Origin of the sequence: Rhizobium sp. S96, assembly GCF_030382195.1 — a bacterium.
Taxonomy (GTDB): Bacteria; Pseudomonadota; Alphaproteobacteria; order Rhizobiales; family Rhizobiaceae; genus Rhizobium.
In genome coordinates this window covers 23,109-49,236 of the sequence record NZ_JAUDRY010000026.1, presented here as the reverse complement: position 1 = coordinate 49,236, position 26,128 = coordinate 23,109, and the positions used below count along the sequence as shown (strand labels likewise).

Here is a 26,128-nt window from a genome sequence, read left to right as displayed (position 1 = left end):
CGCCGCTCGCAGGCGGTGGACCTCCCCCGGCAAAGAACAGAAACGATCGGATAGCCTCATGAAATCCCCCTCCCTCCCGCTTCTGCTGAGTTTCAACGGCGGCTACGTCGACACGCTTGGCTTCCTCGCCCTTTCCGGGCTGTTTACCGCCCATGTAACCGGCAACTTCGTGACCTTCGGCGCGACGGTTGCGCTCGGCACGGCCGGCGCCCTTCCCAAGCTTCTAGCCCTTCCGGTCTTCTGTGTAGTCGTCTTTCTATCTCGCCTAGCAGGCATCTGCCTGCAGCGGCGGAACCTGCCGGTGGTCAGGCCGCTTCTCTTCGTCAAATTCCTGCTGCTGGCCGCTGTTGGCGCCTATGCCCTCTATCATGGCACGTTTGTTGCCAGCGAAAGCCTTGTCATGCTGGTCGTCGGCATGACGCTTGTCTCAGCCATGGCAATCCAGAATGCCGTCCACCGGGCGCATTTCCCCAAGGCGCCGCCGTCGACGCTGATGACGGGAACGACAACCCAGATCATGCTGGATCTGGCGGATCTCCTGGTCGGCGTCAAAGGCGAACAGACCACCGCGGCGGCGGCCCGTATCAAGCGGATGATTGTCGCCGTGATCGCCTTTGCCGTTGGCTGCGGGCTCGGAGCGCTCGGCTTCATTGTAGCTCCCGCCGCTGCCTTCGTTGTGCCTGCCGTTACCGCCGCCCTGGGATTGTTCCTCAACCCGGCGGGCTCGGAAGGCTAAGCCCTCACCGGCGATCAATTCGGAAAATGTTCGACATGCGTTTCGGCCGTCCGGCCGAAATAGAGGACACGGCGGCCGCTGAATGAGACCATGTAGCCCGCGCACCCAGCCGCCTTCACCTGCTCGCAAAAGGCGTTGTAACTGTAATCTGGCGGATTCGCCTGCGCCCAGCGGACCAATCGCGCGACAGCAATCGGATCAAAGGCGGCGGCGACCGGAGCGTTGGGCGCTTTCATGTCGAACATCACGCTATCCCCGTCGGGCATGTAATAGACTTGGCTATTGCGCCGATAATCCACGCTGTAGCCTTCGAAGCCCGCCTTGATCAGTCGGCCCACGATTTCCGGGAAACTGAGAGTGCCGTCGTGGGCGGCATCGAGGCAGGTTTTGGCAATCGACATGCGTTCCGCGTCCATCGCGGTGATCCTTACTTTTTGAGGTCCCGTAAATCTGGAAATGCTTATTCCACGGGAATATCAGTCAATCCCCGTCGCTCGATAAGGGCTTTCAATATCCGTTCGAGCGATGCATGTTCGTCGGCACTCAGAACGCCGAAGTATTCGGTGTCATTCTGATCGGCGAGGGAGGCCAGGCGTGGCACCTTGTTGCGCCCGTCCTCTGTGAGGAAGAGGCTGTGTGCCCGCTTATCCCTCTCATTGTCGGTGCGCCCGACAAGGCCTTTTGCTAGGAGCCGATCGGCCAGCTTGCTGATCGCCCCCTTGGTCATTCCCATTTTTTCGGCCAATGCCGATGGCGCCAGCGCTTCTGCGTCGTACAGCGAACGCATGAAGACCCATTCGGCGACGGTGACGTCTTCCGCGGCAATCTTTCTGGCAAAGTCATATGAGACGGCGTTCGAAACCATCCTCATCCAGTAGCCAGTGTGTTTCTTCAGATCGGAGACAGGCAACGCGACAACCTCATTTGTTGACAAGGAAACTAAACCGATATGGTTTCCTAGTCAACCAATATCGTCGACCGTATACCGAGAGGCGGTGGCGCTGCCCGTAGACGGTCATTTGTTTCCGCCGATGGGTCAAACAGAAAGGGCCGCCGCTTCATCAGCGACGGCCCTTGCAGGGGCAGGGAAAAGCCCGAAACTCAGCAATAGCTGCAGGTCGCAGCCGGATTGTTCGAAATCACGTTCAGGAACTTGCTCACGGGGGAGACGCGTTGCTCGCGTTTGCGGGCCGCGGTCTCGAGGAGTTGCTTGAAATCGTCAAGCTTCACGCCATCGGCGCGCATCACCATGGCGATCAGTGGGTCGCGAAGGGCTTCGGATATTGTCAGGTCGTTTCTGGTCTTTGTCATGGCGCATTCCTCCTTTCGTGGGCAGTCGCCCGTGTTCCACTCCTGTTGCAATGCCCTCTCGGCATTGACTTCCGCAAGAAGTGGTGTTACCGGTAAGTAACAATGCATTTGTTACCGATCGGTCACATGGATGTCAAGGACCTTGTCCTCAAAAAAATCAGAAACTTCGAGCGTTCTATCTTTGGCTAACACAAACGAAAAGATCCCCCCGCGGGAGCGAATTGTGTCCACCGCAGCCGAGCTTTTTCGCGAGCACGGTATTCGCGGGATTGGCGTTGATGCCATCGCTGACGCAGCGCTGACCAACAAGATGACACTCTACCGTCACTTCGGCTCCAAGGACGAACTCGTGTGCGAAACATTGCGCCGCGCTTCGGAAAAGGCAGAGGCGATCTGGCGTGATCTCGAGGCGGCCCATCCGGGTGAGCCGCGCGCGCAGTTGGTCGCTTGGGTGGAAGCCCGGACCCAGAGCCTTTGCGGTCAGCATGTCGGCTGTGACCTGGCCAACGCGGCCATCGAGCTGAAAGGCGAGGGGCATCCGGCCTATGGCGTCATCGAGCGCCACAAGGCCGAACAGCGCGACAGGCTTGAGGCACTCTGTCTTGCAGCCGGTGCGCGCGAACCCAAACTCCTTGCTGATACGCTGACCCTTCTCCTGGAGGGGGCGCGCGTGACGCATCAGGCAATGGGAAGCGACAGCTGTTGCAGCCATTTTTCCAACGCCTGCAATGCGGCGATCACGGCTTTCGCCTGATTTGCCGGCCCGTTCGTTGGAACCTTACCGCTTTGCGGCCGTTTTCCAGTATCTGGAAAGCACAAGTGAAGCGCCGAGATGAACTACACTTATCTCCATCACCTGTATCGCAAGCGGGCCGAGTTGGAAGCAAAGCTCGAGTTGTATGATGCGCGCGATTGCTTCGGAGATGAAGAGATCAACGACGGCACGGGAGACGATCTTCGTCTACGGCTCGAAGAGATCGCCGAGGAAATCGAACAGCTGGAACACTCGCCATCCGCCTAGGAAGCCGCGTCCAGCAGCTGTATGGTGCGCTCGTCGAAGACGCCGTTGAAGAAGCGATCGATCACCGAATGAAACGGCGATCCATGATCGCTGATCGCGGCAAACAGGGTCATGCACGAGCAGAGCTTCAGATCATCAGGAGAGCCGAAGATATCATGCGCGGAGACGCCGGTGTTGCCCAACACGGCCTCGACACAGCGGACCAGTCGGCTGCCGAGGATTGGATCGGCCAGATAGGCCGTCGCCTCCTCCGCGGAGCGGATCGCATATTTTTCCGCCATGAAGGACGTACCGAGCCCCGCAATCTGAGGGAAGATGAACCACATCCAGTGTGACCGCTTGCGTCCCGACCTGAGCTCTTCCAGAGCCCTGGCGTAGACGCCATTCTGTGCGTCGATAAAGCGGTCGAGATCGTAGTCGATGACAGCGGACATGTCCGGCCCTCCCTTGCACCTAACTATATCGGCAATCGGGGATTTCCATGCCCTTGGAGTCTGATCAGCAGGACTTGTCGGGGTAGGGGCTATGCTCGCGGCAAAAATCGACCGCTGGAAGGGATTCGGAAATCGCGCCGACGGTCTGGGTGTCGATTGGAGATGCCAGAGGCCCACCCAGATGAACTGTCAGGGCTGCAATGCCGAGTAGTATCAATGCTCCAAAAACAAGAAGTGTTTCGCCGAGGGAAAGGCGATTTGCGCCGATTTGCCGGGCGTGTTCGACATATTCATATTCAGCCTCACTGCCTGTCTGTCCATCCGCTGTGTGACGATGCACCAAATTGCCCGTCGCCGGATCCCAAATCTCGCTGCTAGCCATTTCTAAAACTCCTATATAGCACCAGCCGCCTGGGCCGACGCAGTCGGACCGGCGGTTTGCGCACGCGACCCCCATGTGTGTTGGCAGCCGACAAAGTGAAAGACCGAATACACAAACTCAGTGTTCATAAAATCGAACCAATCGGTTTGATCTGGTTTCTGGGCTTGGCTCGAAGCAGAAATTCGGCTTAGGTCGGGCACCATCCAATTTCTCGGATAACCCTATGACGAAAACATTTGGCTCGATGTCGGTAGCGCAGCTTTCCGTTCTCATCCAGAGTGCCGCGGTCGATCCGGTCGAGGTGACTGAAGCGGTTATCGATGGGATCGAGCGTCATCCAGACCAGTCGATCTTCACCACCTTGCTCAAGGATCGGGCGCTGACGGAGGCAAAAGCATCGTCTGCGCGCCTGAAGGCTGGGCGCTCGCTCGGGGTGCTCGATGGAATTCCGATCGCCTGGAAGGATCTCTTCGATATCGAGGGGCGCGCGACGACGGCCGGCTCGACGATACTTGCCAAAGCGCCGGCGGCGAAAACGGATGCAGCAGTCGTCGCCGCCTTGAAGCAGGCCGGCATGATTTCACTCGGCTGCACCAATATGAGCGAGTTCGCCTTCTCGGGCCTCGGCGTCAATCCGCACTACGGAACACCGCACAATCCGCATGGCCGAGATGTGCCCCGCATTCCCGGCGGTTCGTCGTCAGGCGCCGGCGTCGTGGTCGCGGCCGGGCTTGCGCCCGTGGCCATGGGAACAGATACGGGCGGATCCGTACGCATCCCGGCAGCTTTCAACGGCATCGTTGGCTACAAGGCAACGCGCGGCCGCTATTCCATGGATGGAGTGTTTCCACTGGCGAAAAGCCTCGATTCGCTCGGCCCGCTTTGCCGGACCGTCCAGGATGCGGTGTGGATCGACGCGGCAATGAGAGGTCTGACAGCCCCGAATGTCGACCATGGCGCAATCAACGGGATTGATATCGTCGTGCCGACGAACGTTGTTTTCGAGGGAGCGGAGGCCGGTGTCGTTGCCGCCTTCGAGGCCGCGCTCGAGCGATTGGCCAAAGCGGGAGCCAGGATCAGCAGGGTCACCATCCCGGCCTTCGACGAGATACTCGATGTGATGGCCAAGCATGGGGCGCTGGCAACTGCCGAAGCCTTCGCCCTGCATCGCGAGCGCCTGGCGGGGCCGGAGGTCGCCGGCATGGATCCTCGCGTGGTCATGCGTACCCGGCTCGGCGAGACGATCAGCTTGCCCGACTATCTCGCACTGCTCGAAGCGCGCGAACGTCTGATAGATAACGTTGAACGGTTGCTCGCCAACAGCTTTGTCGCATTCCCCAGTGTCGCCCATGTTGCGCCACCGATTGCGCCGCTCGAGGTCGACGACGCGCTTTTTGTCTCGACCAACGGCAAGACGCTCCGCAATACCATGCTCGGAAACTTCCTGGACTGGTGCGGTGTGTCGATCCCCTGCGGCACCGGCGACGCCGAAATGCCCGTCGGTCTCCTGCTTTCTGCAGTCGGGAACCGTGACGAGGCGCTGCTCGGAATGGCACTTTCGGCAGAAGCGGTGGTTCGGGGAGATTTCGTTTGAAATTCCAAGGCGTTGCTGCCTAGATAGGCGAGGAGCGAGGAGGAGAATGCATGGCTCAGAATCTGGAAAATGGACGGTTCGCCGTTTCGACGTGGTCGCTGCACCGACTTTTGGGGGCGACCTATCCCTACAGCCCGGACCCGGATAAGAGCGCCGCGCGCAAGGAACCCTATGGGCCGGGTGCTGCCGAACTGATCGAGATCCCCAAGCAGCTGGCTGATCGGGGGATTGGTCGGCTCGAGATGTGCTCTTTCCATCTGCCGAGCCTTGACCGCGCCTATATCGCGGAACTGCGCGACGCGCTGGCGCGCTCCGGCGTGCGGTTGCAGACGCTGCTCGTCGAGGATGGCGATCCGAGCAACCTACAGACAGCTGAGCGCGACATCCGTTGGATTGCGGGCTGGGTCGAGATTGCTGCAGCGCTCGGCGCGGACAACATGCGCGTCATTGCAGGAAAACAGGCGCCGACCGACGAGAACTTGACCCGGGCGGCCGGGCATCTTTCCTGGCTGGCGGCTCAGGCGCAGGGAAGCGGCGTGCGTGTCGTCACCGAAAACTGGTTCGATCTGCTGCCGTCGCCCCGTGAGATGAATTGGCTGCTCGATCGCACTGGCGGCGAGATCGGGCTCAACGGCGATCTCGGCAATTGGTCGGCGCCGGCGAAATATGCCGGCCTCGCCGATATCATGCGCCGCGCCGAAATCTGCCACGCCAAGGCAGACTACAACGCGTCCGGCCTCGATGCCGATGATTATCGCAGGTCACTCGAAGCGTGCCGGCAGGCTGGATACGAAGGCCCCTATACGCTGATCTACGATTCTCCGTTCTTCGCCGACGAGTGGGACGGGATTTTGCTGCAGAAGGCGTTTATCGAAGAGTTTTATGAGGAAAAGCGGCGAGCCGTGGGCTGAGCTGCAAAAAGGAGACTGGCATGAGCGGTTCAACCACGATCGAGGGCTTCGCGAAGCGGATCAGAAGCGGCGAGGGCGGTGGAATGATTTCCGCCTGGGTCGGAATTCCGGATCCCCTGTTCGTCAACCATCTGGCGCAGGAAGCCTTCGATGCGGTTGTGCTGGATCTGCAACACGGCGTCTGGGACATGGCGGCGGCCGCTAACGGCATCGGCCAGGGGCGTTTGGCTGGTAAGCCGGTGGTAGCGCGTATTCCGGTCGGCGATTTTGCCCTGGCATCACGACTGCTCGACGCGGGCGCTTCCGGCATTATCGCGCCGATGATCAACTCGGTCGCCGACGCTGAGGCATTTGCCAAGGCAACGAAGTATCCGCCGCTCGGCGAGCGCAGCTGGGGGCCGACGCTGGCCGTCAACCACACGGGTCTTTCGCCAAGCACCTATCTCGCGACCGCGAATGAAGAGACCGTGGCTATCGCGATGATCGAGACGCGAGCGGCGCTCGATGCCGCAGATGAAATTCTGCGCGTGAAAGGCATCGACGGCATCTTCGTTGGGCCGTCCGATCTGTCGATCGCGCTGTCGAACGGGGCCAAGCTCGCGCCCGACACGCCGGAGATGGATGCCGTTCTCAAGCATCTCATCGCGCGATGCCGTGCGCATGGAAAATTCGCCTGCGTCTTCGGAAGCAACGGTGAACGGGCTGGCGAACTGCTGAAAATGGGCTTTGATTTCGTCATTGCCGGCGCGGACACGCAACAGCTGCGTTCTGGCGCCGCCAGTGCGATCGCGGCGGCGCGCAAGGTCCAGGCGGGCTGAGTTACCGCACGCCCAACCAGATGACGTGGCGGGCTCCGCCACGTTTTCCGTTTGCGCGCGTATTGATCGCTTCGACCTGAAAGCCGCAATCGCGCATCCGGCGGGTGAAGCTGGCATCGGGACCGGACGACCAGACGGCAAGGACACCGCCTTTTCGCAAGGCATCGCGGGATGCGCGCAGTCCGTTGAAATCATAAAGGCCGTCGTTGGATCGTCGCGTCAGGCCATCAGGCCCGTTGTCGACGTCGAGAAGGATGGCGTCGAATTTCGCCTTGCTGGAGCGGATGAGGGCACTGACATCGCCTTGATGGATCGTGACGCGCGGGTCGTCGAGACAACCCTTGAACACTTCGGCCATCGGACCACGCGCCCAGGCGATGACGGCTGGCACGAGCTCGGCAACGACGACACTGGCATCCGGCTGCAGAATGGCGAGCGCCGCGCGCAGCGTGAAGCCCATGCCGAGGCCACCGATCAGGATCTGCGGCCGAGCCCGATCCTTGATCCTGTCGTGGGATAGCGTCGCAAGCGCTTCTTCCGATCCGCTCAAGCGGCTGTTCATCAGCTCGTTGGAGCCGAGCATGATTGAAAACTCGCTGCCGCGCTGCTTCAGGCGCAATTCGCCGGCCTCTCCGGGAATGGGAGCGGAATCGAGCTGGATCCAGGGGAGCATGTCGGTCGGGCCTCGCGTTGAAGCCGCCCCGTAGCACAAAACAACACCGCCGCGAACCTTAAACAAGGATCGCGGCATCATGGCGTGTTCTGCAGACTACCGGTTATCCACGCATGCCGGGTTGGTCGTCCTGGTGTGGCGCTGGTTTGGCGGGCAGGTCCACTGGATGGATTTTGGCGTATTGGTGGTGCTACCCGTTTCGAAGGCATCGAACGGGATGGCGAAGCCTCCACTGGGCGCTTCGTCTCCACGTGACGTCCCGAGCGGAGCGGAACCATCGAAGCGGCCGCTGCTGTCCATGCCCATGTTGGCCTGGGCGAAGATGCTGCCGGCAAAGCCAAGTGTGATGATTGAGGTCATTGCGATAAGCTTGTACATGATCGAAACCTCTTCGCGTTCTTTGAACAGGTAAAAAGATAGCGCGCGAACCGGTCTTGGACCAGAGACGCGCGTTACCTATTTCGTACTGCTCTAGCGCGCCGCCCAGTTCGCGCCGCGGCGGAAAATGGTCCGCATTTGAGGCACCGAAAACTCCTTGGCTTGGTGCCCGAGCGAAGAGTAGAAGACGCGTCCCTTGCCATACTTGCGCTTCCAGGCAACGGGCATCACGACACCGTCGATCCAGTAGGCGTGATCACCCGTAAATGTGGTTGTTGCCAGCACTTCGTTCGAGGGATCGACGTGCATGTAGTACTGCTCGGAGGTGTAGGGGAAATCGGCGATCCCTTCCATGACCGGATCGTCAGGACGGGTGATGTTGACGGTGTAGTCGATGATGTTGCCGGGATGGGCAACCCACTGGCCACCGACAATGAACTGGTATTCCACGCAATCGCGGAAGCTGTCGCCTGCGCCGCCATGGCAGCCGGCCAGGCCGACCCCACCCTCGATGGCGGCTGCAAGGTTCTTGATCTCTTCCTTTTCGATCTTCGACATGGTGACGATCGGGACGACCAGCGAAAGGTCATGCACGGAGGGGTCGGCAAAGGCTTCGGTCGTGTGCTCGACATAGACCTTGAAACCATCCTCCTCGAGAATGTCCTTGATGATGGCAGCGCATTCCTGCGGCTCGTGACCGCTCCATCCGCCCCATACGATCAGTGCTTCGCGCATGCTATTTCCTCCTGATGATTACTTGCCCAGCCGTCCGTCGACGAGGGATTCCGAAAGCGGCGCGGGCCGTTCGGTCTGCGTTGTAATGGCGATCGTGCGTCCCGTTTCCGAGGCGGTATGAAAGGCTTCCATGACCTCGAGCACATGCAGCGCGAGGTTGCCGTTTGCCCGGTGGGGCCGATTGGAGCGAATGGCATGGGCGAGGTCGGCAACGCCGATCGAGCGGTAATTGCCGTCGGCATAAGGTGCGCTCAGCGGCTGCTGTTCGAAGGCGCCGCCCTTCTTCAGGAGTTCGACCTCGCCGCCAAAATGATTGGGATCGGGAACGATCAGCGTCCCCTCCGTGCCATAGACTTCCAGCGGCACATGCTTGTGTCCAGCGACATCGAAACTCATGCCGATCTGCACGACCGCGCCGTTGGCAAAAGCCATGAGGCCAGAGACGTGCGTGGGAACGTGCACCGGGATATGCTCGCCGTTGCGGGGTTCGCTGGTGATGATGCGCTCCTTGCGTGGAGTCACCGCGAAACCGGCGACCTGGGCGACCGGGCCAAACAGGTTGACGAGATCGGTGATATAGTAGGGTCCCATATCCAGCATCGGGCCGCCGCCGACCTCGTAGTAGAAGGCCGGGTTCGGATGCCACCGTTCGTGGCCAGGGCACATGAAGGTCGCCGTTCCGCCCACCGGCTGGCCGATAACGCCCTGATCGATCAACGTACGTGCCGTCTGGTGGCCGCCGCCGAGGAAGGTGTCGGGGGCCGCACCGATCCGCAAACCCTTCGCCTTTGCAGCGTCAGCCAGCGTCTTGCCCTCGGCGAAGTTGATGCCGAGCGGCTTTTCCGAATAGGTGTGCTTGCCGGCGGCCAGCGCCTGCAGGCCAACCGCGACATGCGCCTTCGGGACCGTCAGATTGACGATGATCTCGATTTTTGGATCGGCAAAGAGCTGGTCGATGCTTCGCGCCGGTACGTTGAACTCGGCGGCCTTAGCTTCGGCCAATGCATGATTGAGGTCGGCCACGCCCCGGATGTCGAGGATGGGGAAAGAGGCCATCGCCTTCAGATAGGCGCCGGAAATATTGCCGCACCCCATGATGCCGATACCGACTTTTTCCATTGTTTTCCTCCCGATGGATTGTTCGATGCTGTGCGCTAGAGCGCAGGTCCTGTGGTGTTCCAGGGTGACTCGTAGAGTTCGTAGAGCGCGACCGCTGCCGCCCCTTGCGCCCAGAAGTCATCCGTCGAATCGTCAAAGACGAGTTCCGCGACCCCTTGCAGGGACGGGGGGATGGCGAGGGCGTAGGCATTGCGCAGGCTGTTGAGGAAGGGCTCGCCAAGCGCAAGGCTGGAGCCGACGAGAATGACGCGCGGCGGCGCGAAGATCGTGACGATATTGGCGACAGCAACACCGACGGCCTCGCCAGCCCGGATGGCGGCGCTGATCAGCGTATTGTCTTCGGCCTTGATGAGCGCCTGGGCGTGCGTCATGCCGCGCCCGAGCCGGATGGCTTCAGCGAAGCGGCCGCCCACCGGCTGCTCTCCCAGTATTTCGCTTTCCCCCGCCTGGCTCGACAGGCGCACGATGCCGCGCGGTCCCATGCCGAGCACGAGGTCGCCGAGATTGTGGCTGAGGCCACCGGCACCGCGAAACAGCTGGTTGCCATGGAGCACACCAAGACCCAGCGTCTGTTCCAGTGAAATCAGCACCATGTCCTCGAGGTCGCGGGCCTTGCCGAACCAGTGGTGCGCCAGCGTAATGGCATGGGCATCGCTTTCCACGATCGTCGGCGTATTCAGCCGGGCCGTCATCTCGGCGGCGAAATCGACGTTGGTGTCGCGGAAGATCGGGCTGCTGCGAACATGCCCGGTGCGGTGCTCGATCACACCCGGCAGGCCGAGACAGACGGTGTCGACGTCCTCCAGCGACAGGCCGGCATCGACGACGCAGCGCCGCACGCCGTCTTCGACGAGATCGGCAATCACGCCGATCGGCTGGCGGTCGATGCGGATCGGCAGGGTCAGCTTTGACAGCACGTCGCCGCGAAAATCCGTGACGACGAAAACCAGCCTGTTGGCCGCGATCTTTGCGCCGACGACGCGGGCGGCGTCAGGGTTGAGCTCCAGCATGACCCGGGGCCGACCGCGCGCTGCCTCGTTGCGGATATCGCCTTCATGGCGCGGCAGGATGAGACCGTCGTCGAGCAGCGAGGCGGTGATGGCCGAAACCGTTGTCGTCGACAGCTGCGTGCGCTCGCTGATCTCGACGCGGGAGATCGGCCCATGCCGGCGGACCGTATCCAGCACGTTCAAGCGATTGATCGCGCGCATCAATTCCGGATCTGCGGTCTTCATTTGGTCTGGCCAGGCTCTTCTTGCTTCTGTCGAAACAGGCGATATTTTCGTCGGTATGCGAATTAAATAGCTTCAGGATTCATGGCCTTGTCAAGGCAAATCTACCAATTTCAAGGAGGGGAGTTGACATTCTGGCAAACCTCCCGATCATTTAATCCGCATAAGGGAAAAAATTGTAGAGGACGATTTTCCCCTTCAGGAGGAGAACCCATGTTTGACAATCTGAGGGCGAAAGCCCTGCTTCGCAGCCGTTTCATTGCCCGCTCCGCTGCCACCGGACTGGCGCTTCTGATTGCCGCCGGCAGTGCCGCGGCTGATACCACGATCAAGTGGATGCATCTCGAAATCGATCCGAACTACCTCGCCGTCTGGCAGAAGATCGTCGGCAAATACGAGGCCGAGCATCCCGGCGTGAAGGTCGAGATGCAGTTCCTGGAAAATGAGGCGTTCAAGGCCAAGCTTCCGACATTGCTGCAGTCCAGCGACGCGCCTGACCTGTTCTACAGCTGGGGCGGCGGCGTGTTGAAACAGCAGCTTGCGACCGGCGCCTTGATGGACCTGACGGAGGCCATGAACGCCAAGGATGGCGCCTGGCTGAAGAGCTACAATCCCGCTTCCGTCAAGGGCTTGAGCTACGACGGAAAGATCGGCGCGGTACCATATAGCGTCGGCACGGTATCATTCTTCTACAACAAGGCGTTGTTCGCGAAGGCTGGCGTCGATGCCACGACGATCAAGACCTGGGATGACTTCCTGGCGGCCGTGAAGAAGATCAAGGATGCCGGCATCGTGCCGATCGCTGGCGGTGGCGGCGAGAAATGGCCGATCCATTTCTACTGGAGCTACCTCGTGATGCGCGACGGCGGCCAGAAGGTCTTCGATGCGGCCAAGAATGGTCAGGGCGAGGGCTTCAAAGATCCGGCAGTCATCAAGGCCGGCGAGCAACTCGCCGAGTTGGGCAAGCTAGAGCCCTTCCAGCCAGGCTATCTCGGCGCCACATGGCCGCAGACGCTTGGTGTCTTCGGTGACGGCAAGGCAGCGATGATCCTTGGCTTCCAGAACACCGAGGCAAACCAGCGCACCAATTCCGGCGACAAGAAGGGTCTGGCTGGTGACAATATCGGCCGGTTCGCCTTCCCGGCGGTCACTGGTGGAGCAGGGGCTGTGACCGATACGCTCGGTGGCCTGAACGGCTGGGCGGTCACCAAGAAGGCGCCGCCGGAAACGCTCGACTTCCTGGCCTATCTCACCAATGCCGAGAACGAGCGGACCATGGCCAAGGCCGGCATGATCATTCCGGTCGCGGTAGGAGCCGAAGACGGCGTGACCGATCCGTTGCTGCATGAATCCGCCGAACAGCTGGCGCATTCGACCTGGCACCAGAACTTCTTCGACCAGGATCTCGGACCTTCCGTCGGACGCGTCGTCAACGACGTGTCGGTTGCGATCGTCTCCGGACAAATGAGTTCGGAGGACGGTGCCCAGCAGATCCAGGACGCTTTCGAGCAGGATCAGTTCTGATCAGGACCATCGCGGCGCGGGAGATTTCTCGCGCCGCTATTTTCTATTCGGAAGATGAGGTCACCCATGGCCAATGTCAGCGCCGCCACCGCCATTCGGCCCCTGCGCGTTCCAGCCACGGCATCCGCCCGGCGCAAGCACCCCGCCGTGTCCGGCCGCCTGCCGGTGCTGCTGTTGTTTCTGCCGCCGGCGTTGCTCCTGTTTTCGATCTTCGTCATCCTGCCAATGGGCGAGGCGGCCTGGTACAGCCTTTATAAATGGGACGGCTACGGGCTCCCGACGCAGTATGTCGGCCTGCGCAACTTCGAACTTCTGTTCAAAAACGGTGCCTTCGTCACCGCGCTGAAGAACAACGCGATGATCATGGTCATCTCGATCGCGATCCAGATCCCGCTGGCAATATGGCTGGCGATGATGCTGGCACATCGCATCGCCGGTGTCGTGCTTTTCCGCCTGATCTTCTTCTTGCCCTATGTGCTTGCGGATGTCGCAGCCGGCCTCATTTGGCGTTTCGTCTATGACGGCGATTACGGCCTCTTCGCGTCAATCGCGCATCTGCTCGGCGTCGAGACGCCCTATGTGCTGGCCGACAAGGACCTGGCGATGTACGCCGTGCTCGGCGTGATCGTCTGGAAGTATTTCGGCTTCCACATGATGCTCTTCATCGCCGGCCTGCAATCGCTGGACAAGAGCGTTCTCGAGGCCGCGGAGATCGACGGCGCCAGCGGATGGCAGCGTTTCCGCTATATCACCCTGCCGCTGCTTGGTTCGACGGTGCGCCTGTCGGTGTTCTTTGCCGTCGTAGGTTCGCTGCAACTGTTCGACCTCATCATGCCGCTGACGGGCGGTGGGCCGTTCAATGCGACGCAGACGATGGTGACGTTCCTGTTCAATTTCGGTGTCGCCCGCATGCAGGTCGGGCTTGGAAGCGCCGTCGGCGTGGTTCTCTTCCTGATCTGCGTCACCCTTGCCTTCGGCTACAAACGGATATTCATGCGCCATGACTGACGTCGTCACATCCGAGCGGCTTAGCGCCGGTACCAAAGTCTACCTCTACACCTCGCTGGTCATCATCTCCGCGATCGTGCTGATCCCGCTGATGACCACGGCACTTGGCGGTTTCAAGGATCTGGGTGACCTACGCACCAATCCCTTCGGCCTGCCGGTCGAGTGGCATGCGGAGAACTATACCGACATTCTGTTTGGCGACCGATACTGGCGGCAGATGGTCAACTCGCTGATCATCGCCGCGTTGACGGTGTTTCTCACCGTCTCGGTGTCGGCGATGGCAGCCTTCAGCTTCGCGCATGTGCGTTTCTTCGGCGCGGATTTCCTGCTGAACTATTTTCTGATCGGGCTGATGTTTCCGGCTGCGACCGCGATCCTGCCGTTGTTCATTCGTATCCGTGATCTCGGATTGCTCAACACCTATTGGGGCGTAGTGCTGCCGCAGGTCGCCTTCGGGCTCGGCATGAGCATCCTTCTCTTCAGAAACTATTTTCGCAACGTTCCGGAAGAATTGTTCCAGGCCGCCATTGTCGATGGCTGCGGCTACATGCGGTTCTTCTGGCACATCTGCCTGCCGCTCTCGCGCCCGATCATCGCAACCGTTAGCATCATTTCCTTCGTCGGCAGCTGGAATAGCTACATCCTGCCGCTGATCATGCTGAATTCGGAGAAGATGTATCCCTGGCCGCTCGGCATCATGGTCTATCGCGGTGAGTTCGGAACAGCCTGGCAGCTGGTGCTTGCCTTCATCACCTTGACCATCGTGCCGACCATCGTCGTCTTCTTTCTGGCGCAGAAGCATATCATCGCCGGCTTGACCGCGGGAGCGGTCAAGTCCTGACGCGAACGGGCGTGACGGTGGCTAGCCGAAGACGAGGCCACCGTCGACGATGAGGTTTTGCCCGGTGACCGCACGTGCCCAGGGGCTTGCGAAGAAGAGAACCGCGTCGGCCGCTTCCTCCGGCGTCGTCACCCGGCGAAGCGGTGTGCTGGCGGCGATCAGGTCAAACACTGCGTCAGGGGTCGCACTGCTTGCCTGGGTCGTCCGCAACAGGCCGCCAGACACCATGTTGACGGTGATGCCGAGTGGCCCGAGTTCGGCCGCCGCAGTGCGCGTCAGCGACAGGAGGGCGCCCTTGGCCGCCGTGTAGTCGTGATAGGGAACGACCGGGTTCTGGAAGAGGTTGGTGCCGATCGTCACGATGCGCCCGAAGCCGGCCGCGGCCATGGCCGGTCGTGCCGACTGGATCAGGTTCAATGCTCCCTTCACGGCCGTGTCGAGTTGCGCCGTCATCGCCTCCCATGCGAGCTGATCAAGCTTCGGCCGTTGATCGCCGTTGAAGCTGAAATCGGTGAGGGCGTTGTGCACAAGTGTGGTCGGCGCGCCCAGGCTGTTCGTGACGTCAGACACCATGCGTCTGACCGCTTCGGCATCGCGAATATCGGCCTGAAACGCCTTGGCCCTGTCACCGAGGCTTTCAGCCAGCGCTTCGGCTTCGTTGCGGCTATTGCGATAGTTGATAGCGACCTTCGCTCCTTCACGGGCAAAGGCTGTGGCGATGGCCGCACCGAGACCGCGGGCGCCACCGGTGACGATGACCGTCTGTTCGCTGAGCGCTAGTGTCATTTCGAGTGTCCTTCTGTGAGCTTCCAAAGTTCATGAAAATGCTGGACGGGCCCATGTCCCGTTCCGACGTCGAGCGTATCGGCCTCAGCGACGGCTGCGGCCAGATAGGCCTTGGCTGTGCCGATCGCTTCGGGCAGGGCCTTGCCCTTCGCGAGTTCCGCGGCCAGCGCACTCGAGAGCGTGCAGCCGGTGCCATGGGTGTTCGCCGTTGGTACACGGGCGGCTTCGAACCAGCTCACCCCATCGGCGGTCGCCAGGACATCCGGACTATCGGGGCCGGCAAGGTGGCCGCCCTTGACGAGCACGGCGTGAGGCCCGAATGCGCGCAGCCTTTGTGCGTGGTCGGCCATCTCCGCGCGACTTTCCGCTGGGTGCAGATGAAGCAATGCTGCAGCCTCTGGAAGGTTGGGCGTCAGCAGCGTGGCGAGCGGCAGCAGCCGCCGCGTCAGCACATCCACAGCCTCGGGATCGAGAAGATTGGCGCCGCCCTTTGCGACCATCACCGGGTCGAGAACGATTGGGATGTCGCGGTGGGATTGCAGCACCTCGGCGACGGCATCGGCAATCTCGGCATTGGCGATCATGCCGATCTTGACGGCATCGACCCTCACATCTGCGAAAACCGCCTGGATCTGGTCGCCAACAAAGCCGGCGGGCACGAGGTGCACACCGGAAACGCCCTGCGTGTTTTGCGCGGTGAGCGCGGTGAGTGCCGCCATGCCATAGACGCCGCGGGCCGCGAAGGCCTTGAGATCGGCTTGTATGCCTGCGCCGCCGGAAGGGTCGGAGCCGGCGATGGATAAGACGTTGCGGATCATCTCCGTGCCTTTCGAATGATATCGGCAATATCGCGGGCGGCGGCTTCCGGATCGCCCGTACCGCAAATCGCGGAGACGACGGCCAGCCCGCCGGCGCCGGCAGCGAAGACATCGCGGACATGCGTGGCCTTCAGGCCGCCGATCGCTACTGAAGGGACCGCGCAGACATCGACGAGCCGCGCGAGGCCGTCAAAGCCGATCGGCTGCTTGTGGTCGGGTTTGGTGGCGGTCGCAAACACCGGTCCGATCCCGGCGTAATCGACGATGTCAGGATCCACAGCAGCCGCCAGCGCTTCGGTCTCGACCGAAAGGCCAAGGATCATATCAGGGCCGATGCGCTCGCGCGCAGCCAGCGCGCCGAGGTCGTCCTGGCCAATGTGGAGCCCATCGGCTCCAATGGCGATCGCCGCGTCCACATCGTCGTTGACGATGAGTGCTGCGCCCGTGCCTGACAGCACGGCTTTCAATGCCAGCCCGGTCTCGATCATCCGCGCCGTGTCGGCATGCTTGTCGCGCAACTGCACGATCGTCGCACCGCCTGCAACCGCCGCACGGGCCGTCTCGACCATGCCGATACCGGCACAGAGATCGGGATCGAGGACAAGGTATAGCGAGAGGTCGAACTGTTTCATGCTTGGCGGATCCTTGCGTGTCTGTCGAGGAACGCACCGTCGATGCGCGCGAGGCTGTCGAGGAAGCGCACTGAGAACGAGCCCGGACCTTGTGCCTCGGTTGCTGCCGCCTCGCCGGCGACAGCAAACACCGCAAGCGCCGCGATCGTTGCTTCGAAGGGCGCATCGGGGCTGATGGCAGCAAACGCGCCGACCAGGCAGGTCAGGGAGCAACCCAATGCCGTCACTTGAGGCATCCATGGCGAGCCACCATCGATGCGAACCGCCCTGGTGCCGTCAGTGACGAAATCCGTGGCGCCAGTAACGGCAACGACAGTTCCATCCGTCTCTGCCAGAAGCCGCGCGGACGCTTCGGCCTGCTCGACGGGATCGCGGCTGTCGACACCCTGGCCCCGGCTCGCACCGCCGGCGAGCGCGATGATCTCGGAAGCATTGCCGCGGATGATTGTGGGGTGAAGTTCAAGCAGCGACGCCACCGCCTGCCGCCGGAAAGCCGTGGCATAGTGGGCGACCGGATCGAGCACCCAAGGTTTGCGATTGTCGCTTGCGGCAGCGGCGGCAGCACACATGCCTCGCATCCATCCGGCAGACAGCGTTCCGATATTGATCGTCAGCGCACCGGCGATGCCGGCGAACTCGCCGGCTTCCTCCTCGGCGTGAACCATGGCCGGCGAAGCGCCCGTTGCCAGCAGCACGTTGGCGGCTATGTTCATGGCGACGAAATTGGTGATGCAGTGCACGAGCGGCGGCTGTGCGCGCAAGGCTTCAAGCTGCCTGCCCGGTGATGTCTGGTCTTGCATATTGCCCCTTTCAAGCGGGGGCGAGACGCGAGGGACGACACGCAAAGGGCGGGAAAGTCCCGAGCGACTCCCTCCGCCAGCATTATCTGGTTCAGGTTCAAAGGGTACTTCTCAGCCCGCCTTCCGGCGTGCGCCCCTGTCTCTCATCGCGGATGTTTTCGCAGAGAAGGCGGTGCCTGTCACCACAAAAATGGATGCCGCAGGCTTCCGCGGCATCTTGTACCGATCTCTTGGCTGCCCAAGGACTATTCGGCCGCCTGGTAGACGTCGTCACGCAACGAGGACGTCCGAGGGCCCAATGCGGCTGCCAAGGTCACCACCGCCGCCAGGGTGGCGATGAAGGTGATCCCTGCAAAATACGGGTCCCAGCCCCAGTTGGAAGCCGCGCCGAAAATTGCGGACGCTGCCGCGAGCACGATGCCGCCGCCGATCTGGAAGGAGGCGAAGAGTAGCCCGGACGCTAGGCCCGACTTGTCTTCGTCAACATCCGACAGGGCTGCGACCTGAACGGACGGGTATGTCATCGCATAACCGACGCCAAGCGGGATCTGGGACAATGCGACCAGCCAGATGGGGTTGATCTGGCCGACGCTCAGGATCCAGAAGATGTAACTGAAGGCCTGCAAGGCGACACCAAGCGTCATCAGTCCGGTGGTGCCACGGTTCTGTGCGATCGTCGCAAAGCGCGGCGCGAGGAACATCACGCAGACGCCGCCGAAGGCGAAGCAGAACCCAGTCGCAAAGGCTGACCAGCCAATGACGTTCTGGTAGTAGAGCGTCGCAATGAACTGGAAGCCGACATAGACGCCCTGGAAGAGGGCGGCAATTGCGTTGGCATGGCTAAGCTTGGCGCGGCGGAAGATGCCAAGCGGTACCATTGGCTCGGCATGGCGCGACTCGACCAGAAGAAAGAGGCCGATCAGGATCAATGCGGCGAGCAATGACCCCCAGGTGGGAAACGCGGCCCAACCGGAAGCGGCCGCATTGGTGATGCCGAATACGAAGAGCAGCAGGCCGGGGGTGATCGTCAGCGCGCCGGCCCAGTCGAACGACGGGCGCGGGCCTGTCCGACGCTGATCGGCAGGCAGCACGAACGGTGCAAGGGCAAGCGCGATAAGCGCAACCGGAGCACCCATTATGAGCGTCGCCCGCCAGCTGAAGATTGTGGCGGCACCACCCAGAACCATGCCGAGAACGAAACCGGTGGCGCCGGTCGAGGCAAAGACGCCGAGCGCTTTCGCGCGGGCGCTTCCTTCGCCGAACACGGAGAGCAGGAGTGCCAGAGCCGCCGGGGCGGTGAAGGCCGCGGCAATACCCTTGATCAGGCGCGCGGCAATCAAGGTCGGACCGCTATCGACGAAGGCGCCGGCGATGCTGGCCGCAGCGAAGACGCCGAGCGACCAGAGAAAGACACGACGGTGGCCGAAAACATCGGCAACACGGCCGCCAAGCAGCAGGAAGCCGCCATAACCGAGCACATAGGCGCTAACCGCCCACTGTAGCGAGGTCGCCTTCATGCCGAGCTCGGCCTGAATGGCCGGGAGTGCCACGCCGATCGTTGAGACATCCATCGCATCAAGAAAATTGGCGGCGCAGAGCAGCAGCAACGCTAGCCCGGCTCCGCCTTTGGATTGGGAAATAGTCATCGGTGATCGTTCCTTCTGTGCTGGCGCGCGGGAGGTGCTGACGCCAGAGGAACGAGAAAATGTACATCTCCCAAACCTATTGCAAATTGATAGTAACCATGTCAGGTATTGCTAGAAATGATGAATGATGCGACCCTTCGAAAAATAGACCTGAATCTGCTGCTGGCTTTCTCCGTGTTGATGCAGGAGCGCAACGTCAGCCGTGCGGCCGAGCGGCTGCTTCTTGGCCAACCAGGTCTGTCCGCGGCGCTGAAGCGGCTGCGCGAGACATTGGATGACGAGCTGTTCGTGCGGGTTGGACGCGGGTTGCAGCCGACCCCACGGGCGCTTGCAATCGCTCCAGCGATCGAGGATGCCCTTTCCGGGATCGAACGCGCTATCAGGCCGCCGGCAGCCTTCGACCCGGCAAGTTGGCAGGGTGAGTTCAAGATCGGCATGTGTGACAATTTGGAGTCGGCGTTCTTCGGCCCGCTGATCGCGCGCATGCGCGAGGTAGCACCTGGCGCCCGGCTGATCGGAGTGGCGTCCGACAAGCGGGACGCGGCACGCATGCTGGACGAAGGCGAATATGACTTCAGCGTCGCGGTGCATGACGAGCCGGCATCGTGGCACATCCGCGCGCCGTTGTTCAGTCAATCATCCGTCTGCGTCTACGATCCCGGTCAGTTGAACCTCAAGGCGCCGTTGAAGATCGAGGATTTCATCGGGGCCGCGCACGTCACGGTCTCGTTCGAAGGCAATAGCGTCAACAATATCGACGTGGCGCTCGGCCGGGCCGGGCTGCGTCGCCAGGTGGTGGCGACAGTGCCGCGCTTCTCCGCGCTGCCGACAGCGCTTCGTGCCATGCCGGCGATCGCGACCATTCCTGAATCGATTGCTCGCTGTATGGCGCAACTGCATGGATTGGCGATCTCGGCACCGCCACTGGAGTTGCCGGCCGATCCGGTGACGATGCTCTATCGACGGGTCGATCGCGCCGACGGGCGGTCCGTCTGGTTCCGCAGCCTGTTCATCGAGGTCGTTTCGGCAGCCCTCAAGGCATCGGGCTGCAGCATGGGCGTGTCGATGGCAGCCTGAACCCCGGCTGCCTCAGGTTCCGTTTTCCTTGATTGCCTCCATGGCAACGAAGGTCGAGGTGTTGGCAACGAAGGGCAGGCTGGAGATTTTCTCGCCGAGAACTTGCCGGTAGTTTGCAATATCGGAAGTGCGGATCTTGAGGAGGTAGTCGAAGGCGCCGGCGATCATATGGCACTCCTCCACTTCTTGAAGCTTCCGGACGGCGACATTGAACGCATTCAGGGCATTTTCCCTGGTGTCGGAGAGTTTCACCTCTGTAAACGCGACGTGATTCCTGCCAAGCTTATTGACGTCGATGATGGCGCGAAAGCCGAGAATATAGCCGTCTTCGATCAGCCTTTTCAGTCTGACCTGGCAAGGCGTGTTCGACAGGCCGACGTGTTTTGCAAGGTCGGTAACCGACATTCTGCCGTCGCTCATCAGTGCCTCGATTATCTTGTAATCGAATTGGTCGATTTCTCTGCCTTGAACCGAGCTGGCCACAGTTATTACCTTTAGAGCGACGATTTAATGGCGAATTACAGAAATCGTGGCGCCAAATCAAGTAAAATTGACTTTTTCACATCTGCTATCTTGAGGCACGTCCGGATCAGGAGCAAACGATGACGATCAATGAAGGCGCTGTAGTCGCTGAATCCACTCTAGAACAGGCGCCAGGCGCAGCAAATCCTTTTGATGGTTTTGCCCCGGCGATCCGACCGCAGAGCGAACTACGCAAGGCAATCACGGATGCTTACCGGACGCCCGAGACGGTCTGCGTCCCGCGGCTCGTTGCTGCTGCGGCTCTTCCCGAGAAGGTCAGGCAAGCTGCGGCCGAGACGGCGCGCAAGCTGGTCGAAGCGCTCCGCGCCAAGCACAAGGGCACTGGCGTGGAAGGTCTCGTGCATGAGTACTCGCTGTCCAGCCAGGAAGGCGTGGCGCTGATGTGTCTTGCCGAGGCGCTGCTGCGTATCCCGGATACAGCGACCCGTGACGCTCTCATTCGCGACAAGATTTCCGAGGGTGACTGGAAGGCCCATCTCGGCGGCGGGCGCTCGCTGTTCGTCAACGCGGCGACCTGGGGTCTCGTGGTCACCGGCAAGCTGACCTCCACGGTCAACGATCGCAGCCTTTCGGCAGCACTGACACGCTTGATCGCGCGTTGCGGCGAGCCGGTCATCCGGCGCGGTGTCGACATGGCGATGCGCATGATGGGTGAGCAGTTCGTCACCGGCGAGACGATCGACGAAGCCTTGCAGCGCGCCAAGGCGCTTGAGCAGCGCGGCTTCCGCTATTCCTACGACATGCTCGGCGAGGCGGCAACGACGGGCGCCGACGCGGAGCGCTACTACAAGGACTACGAAACGGCGATCCATGCGATCGGCAAGGCGTCCGATCGCCGTGGCATCTATGAAGGCCCCGGCATCTCGATCAAGCTGTCGGCGCTGCATCCGCGCTATTCGCGCGCCCAGGGCTCGCGTGTCATGGCCGAACTGCTGCCCAGGGTGAAGGCTCTGGCGCTGATCGCGAAATCCTATGATATCGGCCTCAACATCGACGCGGAGGAAGCCGACCGGCTGGAGCTGTCGCTCGATCTTCTTGAAGCCCTTTGCCTCGACGACGATCTTGCCGGCTGGAACGGCATGGGCTTCGTCGTTCAGGCCTATGGCAAGCGCTGCCCGTTCGTCCTCGATTATATCATCGATCTCGCCCGCCGCGCCGGCCGCCGCATCATGGTGCGCCTGGTCAAGGGCGCCTATTGGGACGCCGAAATCAAGCGCGCCCAGGTCGACGGTCTTGAAGACTTCCCTGTTTTCACGCGCAAGGTCTACACCGACGTTTCCTACATCGCCTGCGCCAAGAAGCTGCTGGCGGCAACCGATGCGGTGTTCCCGCAGTTCGCCACCCATAACGCCCAGACGCTGGCGACCATCTATCAGATGGCGGGGTCGGACTATCACACCGGCAAATACGAGTTCCAGTGCCTGCACGGCATGGGCGAACCGCTTTACGACGAGGTCGTCGGCCGCCAGAAGCTGAACCGTCCGTGCCGGATCTACGCGCCGGTCGGTACCCATGAGACGCTGCTTGCCTATCTGGTGCGCCGCCTCCTGGAAAACGGCGCGAACTCCTCCTTCGTCAACCGGATCGCCGATCCGAACGTGTCGATCGAGGAAATGGTCGCCGACCCGGTCGAAGCCGTTTCAAAGATGGCGATCGTCGGCCAGAAGCACGACAAGATTGCGCTGCCTGCGGACCTCTACGGCCTGCGCAAGAATTCGGAAGGCCTCGATCTCTCCAATGAAGCCGTGCTGCAGCAACTGACCGACGCGTTGAAGGCAAGCGCCACCGGCGGCTGGACGGCCACCCCTCGCCAGACGATCAATCCCGGTGCCCCGCGTAATGTTCTCAATCCTGCCGACAAGCGCGATCTCGTCGGCAGCGTTCGCGAAGCAAGTCTCGAGGAAACGTCTGCCGCGGCGGCGGCGGCGCTGGGCGCGGCACCGTCATGGGCAACGGTATCGCCCGGCGACAGAGCGGCGCTGCTCGACCGCGCTGCCGATCTGATGCAGGCCCGTATCGAAACGCTGCTCGGCCTGATCATCCGCGAGGCCGGGAAGTCCGTGCAGAATGCGATTGCGGAAGTCCGCGAAGCCATCGACTTCCTGCGCTACTACGCCGAACAGGCCCGCCGTACGCTGGGGCCGTCTCATGCGCCGCTCGGCCCGGTCGTTTGCATCAGCCCATGGAACTTCCCGCTGGCCATCTTCAGCGGGCAGGTTGCAGCCGCGCTCGTCGCCGGCAACCCGGTGCTGGCGAAGCCTGCCGAAGAGACGCCGCTGATTGCTGCAGAAGCCGTCAGGATCCTGCACGAAGCAGGCGTGCCCATCGACGTCCTGCAGTTGGTGCCAGGCGATGGCCGGGTAGGGGCCGCGCTGGTGGCCGCGCCTGAAACCGCTGCGGTAATGTTCACCGGATCGACCGAGGTTGCCCGCCTGATCCAGGCTGAGCTTGCAAAGCGGCTCTCGAAGGACGGTCGTCCGATTCCCCTGATCGCCGAGACCGGCGGCCAGAATGCGATGATCGTCGATTCCTCCGCGCTTGCCGAACAGGTTGTAGGCGACGTCATCGCCTCGGCCTTCGATAGCGCTGGGCAGCGTTGCTCGGCTCTGCGCATCCTTTGCCTTCAGGAAGACGTTGCAGACCGTACGCTGGCTATGCTCAAGGGTGCTTTGCGCGAGCTGTCGATCGCCAATACCAATCGCCTTGCCGCCGATATCGGGCCGGTAATCACCGCCGACGCCAAGGATATCATCGAAACGCATGTTGCCTCGATGCAGGCTCTCGGTCGCAGCGTCGAGCGCGTGCAGCTGCCGCAGGCGGCACAGCACGGCACCTTCGTCGCACCGACCATCATCGAACTTCAGGAAATCTCCGACCTGAAGCGCGAGGTCTTCGGGCCGGTCCTCCACGTCATCCGCTGGCGCCGCCAGGACCTTGATCGGCTGATCGACAACATCAACGGCACCGGCTACGGCCTGACGTTTGGCCTGCATACCCGTCTCGACGAAACCATTGCCAATGTCACGTCGCGCGTCAAAGCCGGAAATCTCTACGTGAACCGGAACGTCATCGGTGCCGTTGTCGGCGTGCAGCCGTTCGGTGGTCGCGGACTGTCGGGTACCGGCCCCAAGGCCGGCGGGCCGCTTTATCTCGGTCGTCTCGTCACTACGCCGCCGATCCCGCCGCAGCACAGCTCGGTCTACAGCGATCCGGTTCTCTCCGATTTCGCCAAGTGGCTCGACCAGCAGGGCCTCGAGGACGAGGCGGAAATGGCGCGCACGCTGGGCAGCCAGTCGGCACTTGGCCTGCACAGCGAGCTCGCTGGCCCGGTCGGCGAACGCAATCTCTATGCGCTGCACGCGCGCGGGGCGATCTACTGCGCGCCCGTTACCGCAGTCGGGCTGCGTCGCCAGGTGGCTTCCGTCCTCGCCACCGGGAACACGGCTGTGATCGATTGCGATCCGAGCCTGCAATCCAGCTTGCAGGGAATTCCAGCAAGCGTGGCGCAAAGGATCTCATGGGCCAACGCGCTCGCTCAGCCGGAGCCAATGTCCGGCGCACTGATCGAGGGCGACGCAGGACAGGTCTCGGCCATGCTACAGAAGATTGCCGCGATGCCGGGGCCGTTGTTGTTGACACAGTCGGCGTCCACGCAGGAGCTCGCCACCGATCCCGAGGCCTACTGCCTCAACTGGTTGCTTGAAGAGGTGTCGACGTCGATCAACACCGCAGCAGCGGGCGGCAACGCGAGCCTGATGTCGATCGGCTGACGCCAGGCATCGAGAACAACACGCTGCCATACCAGGCAGCCGGATCACACCCTGCCCGGGGTGTGATTTCCAACTTGATATGCTTCATTTCAGGAGCGATATTTCACGGCGCGTCCGGCAACGACCTGTCGGTCGATGACGCGTGGTTCATGCATCGATAAAAAAGGGTTGCATAAACCGACCGGTCAGTCAAATATAAGAAAATGAGAAGGTGCGGATCCCGTGGACTTCAGGCTGCTGCCGAGGCGGCCTGGGGATTTGTTGCATCCGAACCTTCGACTGACAACAGGATAAGCCGATCAGCATCGCCAGCGGTGCTGCTGCAAGCAATCTGCAAAGCCCAGGGAGGGGACGATGCAATCGCTTATGATGCCGCTGCACAAGCCGATGCCGGTGGAAATGCTGCGGGCCGCGATCCGCAAGGTTTGCGGTGATTTCGATGTCGAGCCGATGACCCGAAGCGGTCTTGTCACCGGCGATGTCGCCACGCGAAGGATCGGATCTTTCGACACGGCAATTGTCTCTCTCGACGTCAAGGATGTGCAACGCGACCCGAAATCGATCCGCCGGGATCCGGGCGAACATCTTTTCCTGCTGATTCAAGACGCAGGTCACTGCCGCGTGGAGCAAGGCGGGCGCTCGTTCGGCCTGACACAGGGCGATATGTTTCTGGTCGATTCCGGGCATCCTTCATCCTTCGTCTATGAGGGGCAGCGCTCCAGCCAGGTCTCGATCCATATGCCGCGAGCCGAGATGGTGCATCGCTTCGGCCATGGATGCACCGGCGGCGTGGCGATCTCTAGGGATGATCCGCTTTGGCTGGCGATGCGCGCGGTGGTGTCGAAAATGCTCGCGGAGGAGGGTGCTCAGCCGCAACTCGGCGAGGCATTCTTCTGCCTGATGGGAGCCTATTTCCATGGCCTTCGCAAAGGCGGCGCTCCGTCCGAGACTGTCGTGTCGCGGGCGTTGGCAATGATCGATCGCTACAGTGCCGATCCCTCCTTCGGCCCCGGCGAGCTCGCGCTAAGGCTCAACGTTTCGGAACGCGTTCTGCAGCGGCACTTCCAGGCGCTCGGCGAGACCCCCGGCCATCGCCTGCTGAAGCGGCGCTTGGAGACCGCCCATGCGCGCCTGTCCGCGGCTGGTCAGGGCGAGATGCAGGACGGTGTCGCGCCGATCGCCTACGATGCAGGATTTAATGACCTGTCCTATTTTTATCGCGAGTTCCGGAAAAAATACGGTGTGACACCCGGCGCGGTCATGCGCTGTCATTGACGGATTTGTCCAAGGCGACGGACGGTCCAGTCCAAGCCGCACGGTTGCTTCTGATCTATTCTTT

General features: G+C 61.6%; 28 protein-coding genes and 1 riboswitch. Of the genes, 12 read left to right on the top strand and 16 right to left on the bottom strand.

Annotation, left to right across the window (positions count from 1 at the left end; all coding sequences use genetic code 11):
• Positions 1-58 precede the first annotated feature (58 nt).
• Positions 59-736 (top strand): YoaK family protein, encoded by a 678-nt coding sequence (locus QTL94_RS20620; RefSeq protein ID WP_065692147.1) that lies wholly within the window; start codon positions 59-61, stop codon positions 734-736.
• Positions 737-750: 14 nt separating this feature from the next.
• Here QTL94_RS20620 and QTL94_RS20615 read toward each other — a convergent pair whose 3' ends face one another.
• From QTL94_RS20615 to QTL94_RS20605, 3 genes are all read right to left on the bottom strand, one after another.
• Entirely contained in the window at positions 751-1,152 is a 402-nt protein-coding gene (locus QTL94_RS20615; protein WP_065692148.1) for a DUF1398 domain-containing protein, read from the bottom strand.
• 44 nt (positions 1,153-1,196) lie between these two features.
• Complete coding sequence (locus QTL94_RS20610) at positions 1,197-1,646, bottom strand: MarR family winged helix-turn-helix transcriptional regulator (protein WP_342587896.1); 450 nt, start codon at positions 1,644-1,646, stop codon at positions 1,197-1,199.
• Between the two features lie 191 nt (positions 1,647-1,837).
• Positions 1,838-2,047, bottom strand: a complete 210-nt coding sequence (locus QTL94_RS20605) for a hypothetical protein (protein WP_065692150.1) — start codon at positions 2,045-2,047, stop codon at positions 1,838-1,840.
• 130 nt (positions 2,048-2,177) lie between these two features.
• On the opposite strand from QTL94_RS20605, the gene QTL94_RS20600 reads away from it, so the two are divergent.
• Complete coding sequence (locus QTL94_RS20600; RefSeq protein ID WP_065692151.1) at positions 2,178-2,801, top strand: TetR/AcrR family transcriptional regulator; 624 nt, start codon at positions 2,178-2,180, stop codon at positions 2,799-2,801.
• 78 nt (positions 2,802-2,879) lie between these two features.
• Complete coding sequence (locus QTL94_RS20595) at positions 2,880-3,068, top strand: hypothetical protein (RefSeq protein WP_065692152.1); 189 nt, start codon at positions 2,880-2,882, stop codon at positions 3,066-3,068.
• Here the strand turns inward: QTL94_RS20595 and QTL94_RS20590 are convergent.
• Together QTL94_RS20590 and QTL94_RS20585 are read right to left on the bottom strand one after the other, a co-directional pair.
• The gene (locus tag QTL94_RS20590) at positions 3,065-3,502 is read right to left on the bottom strand and encodes a DUF1810 domain-containing protein (RefSeq protein ID WP_065692153.1); all 438 of its coding nucleotides are present in this window, start codon (positions 3,500-3,502) and stop codon (positions 3,065-3,067) included. The two genes, QTL94_RS20595 and QTL94_RS20590, sit on opposite strands and share 4 nt — an antisense overlap.
• A 64-nt stretch (positions 3,503-3,566) precedes the next feature.
• Positions 3,567-3,884 carry a hypothetical protein gene (locus tag QTL94_RS20585; RefSeq protein ID WP_065692154.1) on the bottom strand — a complete coding sequence of 106 codons (318 nt, stop codon included), beginning with the start codon at positions 3,882-3,884 and terminating at the stop codon, positions 3,567-3,569.
• 223 nt (positions 3,885-4,107) lie between these two features.
• Here QTL94_RS20585 and QTL94_RS20580 point away from each other — a divergent pair, with 223 nt between their 5' ends.
• From QTL94_RS20580 to QTL94_RS20570, 3 genes are read left to right on the top strand one after another with little or no spacing between them, the layout of a single operon-like run.
• Entirely contained in the window at positions 4,108-5,478 is a 1,371-nt protein-coding gene (locus QTL94_RS20580) for an amidase (RefSeq protein ID WP_289803071.1), read from the top strand.
• Between the two features lie 50 nt (positions 5,479-5,528).
• Positions 5,529-6,389, top strand: a complete 861-nt coding sequence (locus QTL94_RS20575) for a sugar phosphate isomerase/epimerase family protein (RefSeq protein WP_289803070.1) — start codon at positions 5,529-5,531, stop codon at positions 6,387-6,389.
• Between the two features lie 20 nt (positions 6,390-6,409).
• Positions 6,410-7,207 (top strand): HpcH/HpaI aldolase family protein, encoded by a 798-nt coding sequence (locus tag QTL94_RS20570; protein ID WP_289803069.1) that lies wholly within the window; start codon positions 6,410-6,412, stop codon positions 7,205-7,207.
• A 1-nt stretch (position 7,208) separates the two neighbouring features.
• Here QTL94_RS20570 and QTL94_RS20565 read toward each other — a convergent pair whose 3' ends face one another.
• The 5 genes from QTL94_RS20565 to QTL94_RS20545 all read right to left on the bottom strand — a co-directional run bounded on the left by QTL94_RS20565 (position 7,209) and on the right by QTL94_RS20545 (position 11,347).
• Positions 7,209-7,880 (bottom strand): spermidine synthase, encoded by a 672-nt coding sequence (locus QTL94_RS20565; RefSeq protein WP_065692254.1) that lies wholly within the window; start codon positions 7,878-7,880, stop codon positions 7,209-7,211.
• Positions 7,881-7,976: 96 nt separating this feature from the next.
• The gene (locus tag QTL94_RS20560) at positions 7,977-8,258 is read right to left on the bottom strand and encodes a hypothetical protein (RefSeq protein WP_065692158.1); all 282 of its coding nucleotides are present in this window, start codon (positions 8,256-8,258) and stop codon (positions 7,977-7,979) included.
• Between the two features lie 93 nt (positions 8,259-8,351).
• Positions 8,352-8,993 (bottom strand): ThuA domain-containing protein, encoded by a 642-nt coding sequence (locus QTL94_RS20555; protein WP_289803068.1) that lies wholly within the window; start codon positions 8,991-8,993, stop codon positions 8,352-8,354.
• Between the two features lie 18 nt (positions 8,994-9,011).
• Complete coding sequence (locus QTL94_RS20550; protein WP_065692160.1) at positions 9,012-10,112, bottom strand: Gfo/Idh/MocA family protein; 1,101 nt, start codon at positions 10,110-10,112, stop codon at positions 9,012-9,014.
• Positions 10,113-10,147: 35 nt separating this feature from the next.
• Entirely contained in the window at positions 10,148-11,347 is a 1,200-nt protein-coding gene (locus QTL94_RS20545; protein WP_065692161.1) for an ROK family transcriptional regulator, read from the bottom strand.
• Positions 11,348-11,557: 210 nt separating this feature from the next.
• Here QTL94_RS20545 and QTL94_RS20540 point away from each other — a divergent pair, with 210 nt between their 5' ends.
• From QTL94_RS20540 to QTL94_RS20530, 3 genes are all read left to right on the top strand, one after another.
• Positions 11,558-12,868, top strand: coding sequence for an ABC transporter substrate-binding protein (locus tag QTL94_RS20540; RefSeq protein WP_065692162.1), 1,311 nt, complete (start codon positions 11,558-11,560; stop codon positions 12,866-12,868).
• A gap of 66 nt (positions 12,869-12,934) precedes the next feature.
• Positions 12,935-13,876, top strand: a complete 942-nt coding sequence (locus QTL94_RS20535; RefSeq protein ID WP_065692163.1) for a carbohydrate ABC transporter permease — start codon at positions 12,935-12,937, stop codon at positions 13,874-13,876.
• Positions 13,869-14,717 (top strand): carbohydrate ABC transporter permease, encoded by an 849-nt coding sequence (locus tag QTL94_RS20530; RefSeq protein ID WP_289803067.1) that lies wholly within the window; start codon positions 13,869-13,871, stop codon positions 14,715-14,717. The genes QTL94_RS20535 and QTL94_RS20530 overlap by 8 nt, the downstream gene beginning before the upstream one ends.
• Before the next feature lie 21 nt (positions 14,718-14,738).
• Here QTL94_RS20530 and QTL94_RS20525 read toward each other — a convergent pair whose 3' ends face one another.
• The 5 genes from QTL94_RS20525 to QTL94_RS20505 all read right to left on the bottom strand — a co-directional run bounded on the left by QTL94_RS20525 (position 14,739) and on the right by QTL94_RS20505 (position 19,399).
• A complete protein-coding gene (locus QTL94_RS20525; RefSeq protein WP_289803066.1) occupies positions 14,739-15,503 on the bottom strand; it encodes a 3-oxoacyl-ACP reductase in 765 nt (254 codons plus the stop codon).
• On the bottom strand, positions 15,500-16,321 hold the full coding sequence (gene thiD / locus QTL94_RS20520; RefSeq protein WP_065692166.1) for a bifunctional hydroxymethylpyrimidine kinase/phosphomethylpyrimidine kinase: 822 nt from the start codon (positions 16,319-16,321) through the stop codon (positions 15,500-15,502). Before thiD ends, QTL94_RS20525 begins: the two co-directional genes overlap by 4 nt.
• Complete coding sequence (gene thiE / locus QTL94_RS20515; RefSeq protein ID WP_065692167.1) at positions 16,318-16,953, bottom strand: thiamine phosphate synthase; 636 nt, start codon at positions 16,951-16,953, stop codon at positions 16,318-16,320. Before thiE ends, thiD begins: the two co-directional genes overlap by 4 nt.
• Positions 16,950-17,753 carry a hydroxyethylthiazole kinase gene (thiM, locus tag QTL94_RS20510; protein ID WP_065692168.1) on the bottom strand — a complete coding sequence of 268 codons (804 nt, stop codon included), beginning with the start codon at positions 17,751-17,753 and terminating at the stop codon, positions 16,950-16,952. The genes thiE and thiM overlap by 4 nt, the downstream gene beginning before the upstream one ends.
• Before the next feature lie 51 nt (positions 17,754-17,804).
• Positions 17,805-17,901: riboswitch (TPP riboswitch) on the bottom strand.
• Between the two features lie 97 nt (positions 17,902-17,998).
• Positions 17,999-19,399, bottom strand: coding sequence for an MFS transporter (locus tag QTL94_RS20505; RefSeq protein WP_065692169.1), 1,401 nt, complete (start codon positions 19,397-19,399; stop codon positions 17,999-18,001).
• Positions 19,400-19,516: 117 nt separating this feature from the next.
• On the opposite strand from QTL94_RS20505, the gene QTL94_RS20500 reads away from it, so the two are divergent.
• Complete coding sequence (locus tag QTL94_RS20500) at positions 19,517-20,476, top strand: LysR family transcriptional regulator (protein WP_065692170.1); 960 nt, start codon at positions 19,517-19,519, stop codon at positions 20,474-20,476.
• A 12-nt stretch (positions 20,477-20,488) separates the two neighbouring features.
• Here QTL94_RS20500 and QTL94_RS20495 read toward each other — a convergent pair whose 3' ends face one another.
• On the bottom strand, positions 20,489-20,959 hold the full coding sequence (locus tag QTL94_RS20495; RefSeq protein ID WP_065692171.1) for an Lrp/AsnC family transcriptional regulator: 471 nt from the start codon (positions 20,957-20,959) through the stop codon (positions 20,489-20,491).
• Positions 20,960-21,039: 80 nt separating this feature from the next.
• Between QTL94_RS20495 and putA the strand changes: the two genes are divergently transcribed.
• Together putA and QTL94_RS20485 are read left to right on the top strand one after the other, a co-directional pair.
• Positions 21,040-24,789, top strand: a complete 3,750-nt coding sequence (putA, locus tag QTL94_RS20490; protein ID WP_502944167.1) for a trifunctional transcriptional regulator/proline dehydrogenase/L-glutamate gamma-semialdehyde dehydrogenase — start codon at positions 21,040-21,042, stop codon at positions 24,787-24,789.
• Positions 24,790-25,143: 354 nt separating this feature from the next.
• Entirely contained in the window at positions 25,144-26,064 is a 921-nt protein-coding gene (locus QTL94_RS20485; RefSeq protein WP_289803065.1) for a helix-turn-helix domain-containing protein, read from the top strand.
• Positions 26,065-26,128 lie beyond the last annotated feature (64 nt).